This is a genomic window from Psychrobacter sp. MES7-P7E, assembly GCF_002863645.1.
GTDB lineage: Bacteria > Pseudomonadota > Gammaproteobacteria > Pseudomonadales > Moraxellaceae > Psychrobacter.
Map to the genome: position 1 here is coordinate 71,595 of NZ_PJBU01000112.1, position 13,274 is coordinate 84,868.

Below are 13,274 nucleotides of genomic sequence, written 5' to 3' on the forward strand. Positions count from 1 at the left end.
AAAGCCTAATTGACTGACAAAGCGTCCGATTAATACCGTAAGTTATAGCAGATGGTAAAATAAGCAGGCACAAAGCGAAATAGATGCAGGAGCCATCTAGCCATTAGCGAATTGTAGATGAAGCTTTAGCGTTGAAGCAGTAGAGGTGTCAATCGATTGGCATACAACTCTAGGAATACGGTTAAACTCCGTGCGTCTACCCCAATATCCAAAAGCCCACTCAATCAGTTGAGTGGGCTTTTTTGTGTCTAGGTTTTGGTTCCCTCATTGATGAGGGTAGCATAAGGTGTAGAGGCGTCCTTAAATGAACGCAAAACAGCCACAGCCCTTATATATCAGCCGGGAGCCATAAGAATCGCTTGAGTTCTAATATATTTTATACAGTTTTTCGATAACCTCATCTTGCGTAAAACCAGCTTCATTAAAAACAAACTTCTCGATCTCATTCATAGCAGCGCGTAGTCTTTTTTGACTTACCTGAATGTATTGCAGCGTTACGTCATCGGATGCTTTCGAGTTTCTATGATTCATCAATCGCTTGATAACAGAAATATTCAAATTCAAAATATCACCAATGGTTGAGAAGGTCCGACGCAGATCATGCGGTGTGATATGAATACCTGCAGCGTCACCAATATTTTTATACTGTTTTGATATGTCCGTCAGGTTACCGTCGCACTCTTTTAAGCGAGAAGGGAAAAGCCACGGCTCATCTTGTCGGTAATGATGTCGATGGGCAAGCATGGCGCACATTACTTTACCCAATGGCACATGCAAGGTGTCACCATTCTTAGTCTCATGAATAGTCATAGTGCCGTGTTTTAAATCAATAAAATCCCATCTTAATGTGTAGCCTTCGCTGGCACGTATGCCGGTGCACAAAAATAGCAGCATGATATCGCGTGCATTATTACTATGCGGTTGCATGGTGTGGAAGTCCTCACTCTTAAAATCAGTGAGTACGCGCACATAGTTACCCATCGTGTCTTCACTAAGATATCTAGTACGAGGTTTCACCGTATTCCAAAGTTTCTTGGCTGTCAGTATCTCGATAGGGCTTGGCTTGATGATAGGGGATTCGGACTTGTCTAAAAAACTCAGGCGCGAAAAATTCCATACTGCATTAAGCGCCCTAAAAGTAGCATTGGCTTGTGATGGGCTTAACTTAGTAAGCTCTAAGTGTTTTTCGGTGACATTGCTTTGCATGATTTCGTTCATAGACCTATCTAACCACTCCGCAAGCTTGCCTGGTATCTGCCGATTGTAGGTATCGATGGTCGATTGTTTTAGTCCAGGCTTATGAGAGATGTAATATTTATAAGCTTCGCCAAGCGTCGGCACAACCACGTCCTTCATGTCATCATTGAATGGGTCCTTACCTTGCATCAAATCTGATATTAACGACATGGCTTGTTCGCGTGCGTCTTGCAAGGTGATGATTGAGCAATCACCGATAACGCGACGATGCAACTTGCCGTTGATACGCTTATTGATTAAATAGTTTTTACTGGCGCTCTTGGTACAGACAGCAAAGCCGTTGACCACTTCGTCCTGATGAATGACCGCCTTATCTGTGTACTCTAAGCCGTCAATAAACCGTTTGGTAAATTTAGTTTTTGCCATGATAGTCGCTGTCCGTAGAGTGAATCTGTCTAGGTATAGTAGAGGATAACGGACAAAATGAGAAGTATACCAAAAGTATATTTTCGGGCGGTTTGATACTAGCAGGCAAGCCAGCCTAAAACCTACAGACAATAAAAAACCCTTATAAACCGTGGCTTATAAGGGTTTGAATTTGGTGGGCCCAGTAGGACTTGAACCTACGACCAAAGGATTATGAGTCCTCTGCTCTAACCAACTGAGCTATGGGCCCTAACGTTAGACGCACAATGATACCTGATTTTTTTAATTTTTCAAGTAAAAGATAGGCAGTAATCAAGATATTTTTTATTGAACCATATTTTTGTATTACAGGTAACCACCAGCTATGGTTAGACTACGGCCTCCATCCACGGTGATGATCTCTCCTGTGACATAATTTGCCTGCACAAGATACAGTACGCTATGAGCAATCTCATCAGGTTGGCCTATGCGCCTCATAGGGATAGCGTCGATGATACTTTGTTGTTGCTCGTTATCAATAGCTTGGTCGCTAGTAGGGTCAGGTAAAATGTTGACCCCAGGAGCAACCCCGTTGACCCGTACTTCTGGCGCCATCTCTAGCGCTAGCGACTGTACCATCATTCGATGCGCAGCCTTTGCCATGTTATAGACAGTATAGTGGTTAAACGGTCTATCATGTGCGTGTATGTCCAATAAACTGATAATACAGCCTTGTTGTTGCTTTAGATAAGGTAATAGGGCTTGGCTTAATAGTAAAGGGGCTTTCGCATTGGTCAAAAGCAACTCATCCCACTGTGCATCATTGATACTACCGAGCGGGCTAGGATAAAACCGTGAGGCATTATGCACCAGTACATCAAGCTGTCCAAACGCCTCTATAATACTTCCAACAAAGCTGTCTAAAGCCGCTCCATCGTTGACTATCGTTAAATCAGCAACGATAACTTTTGCACTATTAGCACGGATGTCGTTCAGATCATCAGCTAAGTCATTAGCGTCTTGTTCACTACGGTGACAATGAATGATAACGCGGTAACCTTGCCTATGAGCCGCTTTAATAATAGCTGCCCCAATGCGCCTAGCACTACCTGTGACAAGCATCACTGGCGTTTGGTTATTTATATTTTCTGCTTGGTAGGCATTAAGTTCTTGGTTCATAGCAATATTACTTTTTTCTCTAAGGTGCTTGTCTATATCATTGTTGCGCTTGCAAGTGTTCAATCCTGCTTTGGCGTAAGGCTGCACCAATAGCCGGGCCTTTAAGGTCTGGCGCAATGTCAGTCATACCGATGGCGTGAAAGCTGTTTAGTGCTAACATCATTTGGCGATGCTGTGTTGCTAGCTGTAACACATGACTGCACACTAGCAGTTGAGAGAGCTTGTCAGGCTCCTTATGCGCACCGCAGGCTTGGATTAGATCGATTTTTTCAGCCGCATTTAGACTGTTTATTGTGCTTAGTTTTTCAGCTTGCTGAGCGAATAAAATTGCGAACTGAGTATGTGCTTTTGGGACTTTGGCTTTATTACCGATAGCGTTAATATTTTTTATAGCGGTTGATACGTTAGACGTAGAATCAGAGTTTTCGCTAGTAAATAGTGATGAAGACAGGCTAGTCATTAGTAGTGCCCAACGCTGCGATAAATTTAAATGCATCTGTCCTGCAAAGTATAACGCTGTCTGCACTGTTTCTCTTATTTGAATATTGTCCCAAGCGTGATGCAAAGGCGCGAAATACTCTGCGAGTGCACCAATTTCAAACAGTTTTTGCCAGTAGACTTGCGGTGATAGTTGCATAGTTGCACGGCTTGACTCTTGCCAGATACGCTCGGCGCTTAAATGAGTCAGCTCTCCTGTATCGACCAATTGACGCATCAGCGTTAAAGTGTCATCCGCGATGGTAAAGCCCAAATCGTAGTAACGGCTATAGAAGCGTACTGTTCGAAGTACACGTAATGGGTCTTCATTAAAAGCACTGGACACATGACGCAATGTCTTACTTTTTAAGTCTTGTAGTCCGCCATAGTAGTCGATGACTTGTCCATTAATCGGGGTATCATCGGTTAAGCTGGTAACTTCGATTGCCATCGCGTTGATGGTTAAATCACGACGGCGCAAATCATCCTCTAGACTGACATCGGGACTGGCATGTACGCTAAAACCTTTGTAGCCTGAGCCTTGCTTGCGCTCTGTGCGTGCCAATGCATACTCTTCATGACTGGTCGGATGCAAAAACACAGGAAAGTCAGCGCCCACTTGTTGAAACCCTGCATCAATCATCTCTGCCACAGTAGCGCCAACGACGACGAAGTCCTTGTCCTTGATAGGACGTTTAAGCAGTCGATCGCGTACAGCACCGCCTACGAGATAAATTTGCATAGAAGCCTCTTGTTATTATCGAGCTTTATATCACTAGCTCAATTTTTATGAATCAAAAAACCAGCCAATGCTCTATAAGTTGCATTGACTGGTTTTAGTATAGCAGAAGGGCTCTGTCAATGGATGACAGAGCCCTTCTTAATATAATCAATCCTCTACAAATTTGGTAGGGTGTCAGCCTCGCTCAGTCTACTATTTGTAGTACTTTCACTCGGCTTCCTTGTATCCAAATTATATTGAACCGATACAGTGCATTCATACTGGGTATGGTATATGACTATTTTTCGTTTTCTAGGTCTTGAGCTTCAGTAACGGTCAGTGCAGTCATATTGACAATACCACGTGCTGTCGCTGATGGCGTCAAAATGTGTACCGGCTTATTAGTTCCTAATAGGATAGGGCCAACAGAAGCACTGCCAGTTGCTGTTTTGAGCAGGTTAAAAGCAATATTTGAGGCATCAAGGGTTGGCAAGATAAGCAGGTTCGCTGCACCTTTTAACGGGCTTGATGGCATATCGTTTAGACGAATATTTTCGTTAAGCGCGGCATCACCTTGCATTTCGCCTTCAAATTCAAAGTCGACATTCATATTGGTTAGTAGCTCATGAACCTTACGCATTTTGACAGCGCTGGCACGATCTGAAGCACCAAAGTTAGAATGAGACACTAGCGCAACGCGTGGCGTGATACCAAAGCGACGTAATTGATCTGTTGCCAAGACAGTCATTTCAGCCAATTGTTCAGCCGTTGGGTCTTCATGGACATAGGTATCAGCAATAAAGATATTACGATCTTGCATGAGTACCGCATTCATCGCATAGAAATCATTCATACCTTGTTTTTTGCCAATGACGCTTTCAACGTATTTTAGATGCAATTGGTAATGGCCAAAGGTACCACATACCATGCCATCTGCCGCACCGTTTTCGACCAGCAAAGAACCAATCAAAGTCGTCTTACGGCGAACATCACGACGCGCAAGCTCAATGCTTACACCGCGGCGTTTGTTCTTCTCGTAGTAGCCCTGCCAGTAGTCTTTGTAGCGAGGATCGTCATCAACGTTGACGATGGTAATATTCTCGCCAGCTTTTAGACGTAGGCCCAGTTTTTTGATATTGGCTTCGATAACTGAAGGGCGACCAACCAAAATAGGTTGTGCTAGCTTCTCATCAACGACCACTTGTACAGCAAGCAAGACGTTGTTGTCTTCACCTTCACAGTACACAATACGTTTTGGATCGGCTTTAGCACGAGCAAAGATTGGCTTCATCACAAACGCTGAGTTATAAACAAACTCAGATAGACGCTGACGATAGGCTTGCATGTCATCGATCGGTAGCGTGGCAACGCCCGAATCCATCGCTGCTTTGGCCACAGCAGATGCGATCTCAATGATTAGATTTGGTTCTAGAGGGCCTGGGATTAAGTAGTCACGACCAAAGCTCTGCATCTTTTCGATGTTTCTAGCGCTGGTAGTTGGAGTGGCTTCGACGTGTGCCATCGCAGCGATTGCTTTTACGCAGGCGACTTTCATCTCTTCGTTAACAGTGGTTGCACCAACATCTAATGCACCGCGGAAGATATACGGGAAGCATAGCGCGTTGTTTACTTGGTTTGGATAGTCTGAACGACCCGTTGCCATGATGACGTCTGGACGTACCGCATGGGCCAATTCTGGCATGATTTCAGGTGTTGGATTGGCAAGTGCAAAGACGATAGGGTCTTTTGCCATACGGCGAACCATATCTTCTGATAGTGTACCTGGCATTGATAGGCCTAGGAACATATCGACATCGTCCATGACTTCTTCGATAGAAGTAGCCGTAACATCACGAGCATAGCGTTGTTTGGTTTCATCAAGGTTTTCACGGCTAGTACTGATGATACCGCGTGAGTCTGAAACAATAATGTTGTTCTTATTAACGCCAAGCGCGCAAATAATATCTAGGCAAGAAATGGCTGCTGCGCCTGCGCCTGAACAAACAATTTTAATCTCTTCGATTTTTTTGCCAGTGATCAACAAAGCATTTAGCATGGCTGCGGCAACAATGATTGACGTACCATGTTGATCATCATGGAACACAGGAATGTTCATACGCTCACGTAGTACGCGCTCAATTTTGAAACATTCTGGTGCTTTGATGTCTTCTAGGTTGATACCACCAAAAGTAGGCTCAAGGGAGGCAACCGCTTCGATGAATTTGTCTGGATCATTTTGAGCAATTTCAATATCAAAAACGTCGATACCTGCGAACTTCTTAAATAGAACGCCTTTACCTTCCATGACTGGCTTCGATGCCAATGGACCGATATTACCCAGACCCAATACAGCAGTACCGTTAGTGATAACACCAACGAGGTTATTACGTGCCGTGTATTTAGACGCAAGTTTTGGATCTCTTTGGATCTCAAGACAAGGTACAGCAACACCTGGAGAGTAGGCGAGTGCTAAATCACGTTGGTTGGCTAGCTGCTTAGTAGGGGTTACCGAAATTTTACCTGGGCGTGGAAACTCATGGTAATGTAAGGCAGCTTGTTCAAACTGCTCTTTTTCTGTACTGAGGTTATCCGTATTCGAAGTGGTATCGTCATTCATAATAATTGCCATGGTTGGAATAAATTGGAATAAATTAAATGGTGATAAAAAACAACGTCTAACCCTCCAAAGATCATTGAATGATAATAATTGAAAGGGATAAAGACGTTAAACGACTCACGACCATCAGAATCATGGTCGACGATCAAAGATCAGGTCAAAAAAGCAAACCAGCTAAAATATTCATTCTAGCATTATTGCCAATTCACTGCCTAGTCAACAACGGTGAATTGTGCGAATAATATAATAAAATGATATTCGTTATTTATCTCGTTGATAATGCCAAAAAATGCAGTTGGATATCAACCTTAATTTCATAATATTTCAAAATATTACAGAATTGAAAGGTGTTAAGACGGGCAACTACTAAGATGAGCAACTAATAGGCATCTGCGGTGTATCAGGCGCAGGCGCACTGCTATCTAAATCATTAGCGATATCTTGCACGCTGTAAGGATTGGCTAATAAACGAAAAACTCGATCAACTTCTTCAAACTGGCCTTGCTCTGCGGCAGTAATTGCACGCTGCGCCATGCTATTACGAAGGACATAGACAGGATTGGTGGTTGTCATGTCGTTAACTACCTGTTCAAGTGGCAGCTGCTCGATCTGCGCCAGATAACGTGCTGACCAGTCTTGCCATACTTGCTGCGCATCATCGCTTAATTCAGTGGTCATGGTAGTCAGTAGCTTTTGCTCATAAGGATAATCTGCTGGTGCGACCAAACCGAGTAGGGCGCGGAAGCTATTGGTATAGTCGAGCAAGTTGTCTTCTAATAGTGTCAACCATTCAAAGGCTAAGCTGAGACTTTCTCTTTGATGCGGTAAGCCAAGCTTGCGGCACAGACCTTGCTGATAATGCTGCATAAAGGTTGCTTCGTAAGGCGCTAGGCAGTCAGCAAGAGTCTCACGAGTAACGCCTTCTAGGCGCATAAAGTGTGGCAGCCAAACGTTTAGATTCCAATGCCCAATAGCAGGCTGATTCTGATAAGCGTAACGACCCGTATGGTCAGAATGATTATTAATCCATGCAGGATTGAAGCGCTCCATAAAGCCAAACGGCCCGAAGTCCAAAGTACTGCCCGTGATAGATAAGTTATCTGTATTCATCACACCATGAGCAAAGCCAATCAATTGCCAATCAGCAATCATACGGGCCGTACGCTCGACCACTGCGGTCAAAAAAGCTAAGACAGGCGCTTCGCTATCACGGCACTCTGGATAATAAGTGTCAATCATATAGTCGGTGAACTCACCCAGTACATCAGGGGCGAAGCTGGCAATCCACTCGACATGACCGAGACGAATATGACTATCAGCCACACGCATCAACGCTGCACCTGCTTCGATACGCTCACGGCGCACTCTCGTATCAGATACCACAAACCCCAATGCGTTAGATGAGGGGATGCCAAGCTGGGTCAATGCATGACCGCACAGGTATTCGCGAATAGTACTACGTAAGACTGCTCGTCCATCACCCATGCGTGAGTAGGGCGTCAAGCCAGCGCCTTTGAGGTGCAAGTCTTGTGGCTGTCCATCATTATCGAGTACCTGTGCCATGAGCAAACCGCGTCCGTCGCCCAATTGCCCAGCCCACTGTCCAAACTGGTGACCAGCATAGGCCATCGATAATGGTTTGAAATCAGCTGGCACGTATTGACCGCCCAATATCTCAACCCAATTGGTCATCAGATCCTCATCGTCGGCCCAGCCCAACTGCTGTGCAACTTGACTATTGAAGTGACCGGCACGAGGATTGTCTAGTGGTGTCGGTGGCTGCTCATGATAAAGGCGCGTGTCTAGGTTGACGTAAGTGTTTTGATAACGCATACAGGCCGTTTCCATTAAATTATAAAAGTGAGAATGTCACTATAGCATAGCTCTCATATGGCATCGTTGCACTCTGTCCGTCTCTTGTAATATCTGACCAAAAAATAAAATTATCTGTCTTTAAGTAATTGAATGTGATTGTTATTGCTTTTAGGTTGGAGCTGGCAATGGTTCAGCCAATGTACTTGACCATCTATTATGATAATAAGGTCATTAGAAGTAGCTGTAGTGACATAAGCGACAAATTATAAGCAAAAAAATCCCCCTATCTAGTACGGATAGGGGGATGGAGAAGCTTCAAAATTATAAAACAAATCAGAGGTTAATTAAGCAGCTTTTTCATTCGCGCCAATAGAGCGGAAGGCAGTTTTTAGATTGCTGTTATGCTCAAGGATTTTCTGTTCAATTTTCGCATAATCATGCTTTAGCTTATCATCAACTTCACGTAAGCGATCAGCACATTCTATTTTTTTCATTTCAATAGTTTGAGCTTTCAGTGATTGCCATTCTTCGACAGTTTGTTTAAATGCATCGTATTCAAACTTAATGCGGTCTTGGAAGCTCTTCATCGCATGAGGAAGATCGATGCCGCTTACTGCTGCTGTATCGATTTGCTGCTGAGCTTTCTTAAACTGCATTTGCACTTCGGCATGCTTAATAGTCGTATCATCAACAGTACGCAAATCCGTCGTTAAACCGATTTTTGATAAACCAGCAATCAACCATTTTGTTGGATCATATTGCCACCATTTCACGCCATTACGATAATCATACTGGAAGAAATGATGATAGTTATGATAACCCTCGCCCCACGTAAAGATAGCTAAGAAAAAGTTATCACGAGCACTATTAGTATCCGTATAAGGACGTGTACCAAACATATGACATAGCGAATTGATGAAGAACGTAAAGTGATGCGTCAATACCAAACGTAGTAGGCCTGCGATAACCAACGTACCCCAAACATCACCAAGCAACCAACCGATAGCGGCAACCATACCAACGTTCATGGCAACTACCCATAGACCGTAGTATTTATGCTGAATTTGTAAGACTCTATCTTTAGTCAAATCAGGAATGTTTTTGTAGTCGAACTTGCCGCTAGGGTAGTTGCGTAGCATCCAACCAATATGGCTGAACCAAAAACCACGCTGTGCTGAATACGGATCGTCCAAACGATCATCTACATGACGATGGTGAGTACGATGTCCAGAAACCCAATCAAACGCTGAGCCTTGTACGGCTAAGGTTGAACCTAACAATAAAAAGTTTTTGACAATAGGGTGCGCTTTGTAAGCACGGTGCGATAGCAGACGATGGTAACCCGCCGTGATACTGATACCTGTCCATACCATAAAGGCACCAAACACACCCCAAACAGGAGCGCTAACTTCATGAGTCCATAGATACCATGGCGTAATCACAGCAGCAGCAATTGGCGTCGCTACTAAAATAGCCGCTGGAATCCAGTTAATTGGTGCTTTGGTAAATTCAAACTCACGCATATCAATGCTTTGCTCTTGCGCAGAAAGATCCGCTTGCTCAGAAGCTTTCGCATAATTGCGTTTTGCAACAGGCTGCTCATCAAGCGCCATTTGCGCTTTTTTCTCATCGAAACGAGTTTTAAAACGCGTTACTTGAGTGCTGGCGGTCTTTACAAGCGTATCACCAGATTTGATAGCGAAACGTAAGCCTTTAAGCGGTAAGCCAAGTGCTTTTTTTGCAATCATATAATATCCCTAACGGTATTAATTTAAGCCACCATAGTACCTTAAAAAGCGTGTAAAGTGAACACTTATACACTATAAAAATATTGCTAAATAACAATAACTTGTATGGATTATAGAATGTATTGATCAAAAATACGAGTGACTTATCAGACATGAAGGAGAAATGTAACAAGAAGGGTAGATATGTAGAAAAGAATGCGTTTATCGAAAAAATGATTAAATATCAAAAAAGTACGGATAACTCGGTTAAGGCAACAGCAAATGACTTGGAAAATCCGTAATGATGACATCGGTCTGCCATTTGATGAGCTGCTCAATGGTGGGAATATCATTAACCGTCCAAGCACTTACGGGCAATCCATAACGGTGGCTATGCTTGATGACGGCTTGGGTCAAAAGCGGATAATGAATGCCCAGTTGAATACAGCCGAGTTGCAATGCGGTGTTGGTCGCGCTTGCCAACGCTTCTGGCGTACGAATAAGCAAGCCGCGAGGCATATGAGATAATAGTTTGTGACGTTGCAAACGGTTGTGTAACTCGACATCGAAGCTCGTCAATACAACTGGTAAGCTGGCAAGGGGTGTATCAATAAATGCCTGCCGAAGCGCTGCAATCAACACCGCGTAGTTGGTACGGCTATGCGTCTTAATTTCAAGCTCAATAACGTTAAACCCGCTAAGCGCAGGTGCCATGCTCGCCAATGTCATAATAGGTTGGCCAAACTGCAATTGGCACTGAATCTCAGTCAGTTTTAACTGATCAATACGTGATTGCCGACCGCACATACGCTCTAAATCATCGTCATGGAATACGATTAAGTGACCGTCAGCGTTTAGTTGTATATCAAATTCTACGCCTGCTAAGCCTTTTGACTTAAGATTTTGAGAGTATTGAAAGCCTGAAAAGGTATTTTCTAACGCCTCACCGCGTGCGCCTCGATGACCTAGTAATAATGTATCTCTAAAATTTATCATATGCACCAATTATCGATGATTTTATGCCCAATCATATAGCGTCATATCAATGACGTCTAACAAAAACTGTGATGCAATCCGTAGTTTTATAAATATGACTTCTTAGGGACTAAACTTGACAATGTTTGTTATGTTTTTGCAACCAAACGCAGGTTTTTCCCATAATAAGGGGCACTATTTGTATATCCATGGGCTACACTAATGACCATTTGATTTAAACACCGTATAATAATGTGGTTTTCATATCTGTAGCAGCTAGCGTTGCGATTTGAATGTTGAACACTGTCAGTCAGTGGCGGTACGAACCTGTAAATTGGGAGTAGAGTTAGTATGAGCGTAGCAAATATAAGTTTGAGCAAGTGGCATAAAGTTGCTGGGATTGGATTGGTATGTGGTTTGGCGCTTGCAGGCTGTGATCGCTCAGATAAAGAAGACACTACTGAGCAGGCAGAGCTAACAGAACAAGAGACGGTCGATGCTGAAAATAGCGTTGCGCCTGCGATCAGTTGTGATGATCCTATGGTGCAAGATCGCCTTAAGTCAGCTCTGAAAAATACGCTCAATCAACAAGCACAGTCATTGGCTGCCAATTATGCAAATGATGCTGAAATCAGTTTAGCAAACGGTGTGGTTAGCGAAAAAACCAATGGCGTTGTCATTGACGTTCAAAACGCTGCCATCTTGCAACAAGCCAATGAGAACGGCATGACCACTTGTCAAGCAAGTGTCAGCATGACGCTACCAAGTGAAGACTTGTATCAAGCCAGTCAGGTACAAGCGGCCAATAATCAGCCAAGTCTACAATCGCGTTTAGCGCAAGACAATATCCGTATCAATAACAATATGCTCGTTGATGACGCTTTCACTTACATCGTCGGTACTCAAGGCGGTCAAGTGCGTACGCGTATTGCGGGTCAGCCTGCTTTGATTACTGTTGTTGCAGATGTAATGGCAGGTTCTGTATTTAAAACTGCAATGGATGAGCAACGCGCCCAACGTGCTGCTGAGCGCCGCGCAACGCAGAACAACGATACGACTCAAACAGCGCCAATCCGTCAGCCAAGAACCGTAACGCCAGTTGAGCCAATTCGTCCAACTGAACCTACGCCGCCGCCAACCATCAACAAACCTGCTGAAAGTCAGAACAGTTCGACTGCAAACACCCAAGCAGCTGCTGCCGAGCCTAGCAAGCCCGCAACACCAAAAGCCGTACCTAAAGATGAAACCATTGATATGGTCATCATTGAAGACAACAGCGCGACTTATTAATTGGTCATTGTAATAAGAGATAGCGATATCCAGTAGAGCGAATTGCTATCGCTGAATAATAAAAACCCCGCAACAATTATGTCGCGGGGTTTTTTTGGGTTTAAGCTCTTTATTGTTAAATACTTAGTTTGTATTATTGACTGTCAGTGAACGTTTTCAATGCTTGACTGTCCCACAACACCTCAGAGACTTTTTCTGGGTCTGTACAAAAGCGTGCAGCGACAAATAACCAATCAGATAAGCGATTAATAAAGCTGACGGCAGTACTGCGAATCGCTTGTGGACGCTGCTGCTGCAAGATCACGGCTTGACGTTCAGCACGGCGACACACACTACGCGCCACGTGTAATTGACTCACCAATATAGAACCTGTCGGCAGAATAAAGTCTTTCAGCGGTGGCAATGTGGCATTCATCATATCTATTTGCTGCTCTAACCATTCAATATGAGTGGCATTAACCCCTTCATACTCTGGCATGGCAAGCTCGCCGCCTATATTGAACAACAAGTGCTGAATGATGACCAAGGCCTCAGAGAACTCTTTCTCTATAGATTGCCCTTTATTGTGTTTTAGTTGCGCACGTACCAAGCCAATATGCGAGTTGAGCTCGTCGATGTCACCCATGACGCTAAATAGATCGTCCGCTTTACTAAGGCGGCTGCCATCAGCCATACCAGTGCTGCCGTCATCTCCAGTACGTGTGTATATTTTGCTTAAGCGATTGCCCATCTTTACATCCTTAACGGTTTTTATGATTGAATAGCGTTAGTTGCACGCTCATTGTAGTATTTTACGCCTGTTTTCGCTAAGATAATGGGTTACGTTTTATATCACGACGTTTTTTGGTCTGAATTTTTATTTTCCTGATTT

Annotated in this window: 9 protein-coding genes and 1 tRNA gene; 1 reads left to right on the forward strand and 9 read right to left on the reverse strand. The window is 43.8% G+C overall.

The genetic code is table 11. From position 1 onward, the window contains the following. Positions 1-366: 366 nt before the first annotated feature. The 8 genes from CXF62_RS11705 to CXF62_RS11740 form a co-directional block, all read right to left on the reverse strand. A complete protein-coding gene (locus CXF62_RS11705; protein WP_102094501.1) occupies positions 367-1,623 on the reverse strand; it encodes a site-specific integrase in 1,257 nt (418 codons plus the stop codon). Between the two features lie 173 nt (positions 1,624-1,796). Then, positions 1,797-1,873: transfer RNA gene (locus tag CXF62_RS11710), tRNA-Ile, on the reverse strand. Positions 1,874-1,968: 95 nt separating this feature from the next. Then, complete coding sequence (locus CXF62_RS11715; RefSeq protein ID WP_102094502.1) at positions 1,969-2,781, reverse strand: pteridine reductase; 813 nt, start codon at positions 2,779-2,781, stop codon at positions 1,969-1,971. 37 nt (positions 2,782-2,818) lie between these two features. Further along, a complete protein-coding gene (locus CXF62_RS11720; RefSeq protein ID WP_102078007.1) occupies positions 2,819-4,000 on the reverse strand; it encodes a tRNA nucleotidyltransferase/poly(A) polymerase-related protein in 1,182 nt (393 codons plus the stop codon). 277 nt (positions 4,001-4,277) lie between these two features. Beyond that, entirely contained in the window at positions 4,278-6,596 is a 2,319-nt protein-coding gene (locus CXF62_RS11725) for an NADP-dependent malic enzyme (protein WP_102094503.1), read from the reverse strand. Positions 6,597-6,962: 366 nt separating this feature from the next. Further along, on the reverse strand, positions 6,963-8,429 hold the full coding sequence (locus CXF62_RS11730) for a protein adenylyltransferase SelO (protein WP_102078005.1): 1,467 nt from the start codon (positions 8,427-8,429) through the stop codon (positions 6,963-6,965). 326 nt (positions 8,430-8,755) lie between these two features. Next, on the reverse strand, positions 8,756-9,934 hold the full coding sequence (locus CXF62_RS11735; RefSeq protein WP_180952617.1) for an acyl-CoA desaturase: 1,179 nt from the start codon (positions 9,932-9,934) through the stop codon (positions 8,756-8,758). 471 nt (positions 9,935-10,405) lie between these two features. Next, positions 10,406-11,134, reverse strand: a complete 729-nt coding sequence (locus tag CXF62_RS11740; protein WP_102078003.1) for a glycerophosphodiester phosphodiesterase — start codon at positions 11,132-11,134, stop codon at positions 10,406-10,408. 330 nt (positions 11,135-11,464) lie between these two features. Here CXF62_RS11740 and CXF62_RS11745 point away from each other — a divergent pair, with 330 nt between their 5' ends. Then, positions 11,465-12,403 carry a hypothetical protein gene (locus tag CXF62_RS11745; protein ID WP_102078002.1) on the forward strand — a complete coding sequence of 313 codons (939 nt, stop codon included), beginning with the start codon at positions 11,465-11,467 and terminating at the stop codon, positions 12,401-12,403. A gap of 133 nt (positions 12,404-12,536) precedes the next feature. Here the strand turns inward: CXF62_RS11745 and CXF62_RS11750 are convergent, their stop codons facing one another. Next, entirely contained in the window at positions 12,537-13,133 is a 597-nt protein-coding gene (locus CXF62_RS11750) for a cob(I)yrinic acid a,c-diamide adenosyltransferase (protein WP_057760540.1), read from the reverse strand. Positions 13,134-13,274 lie beyond the last annotated feature (141 nt).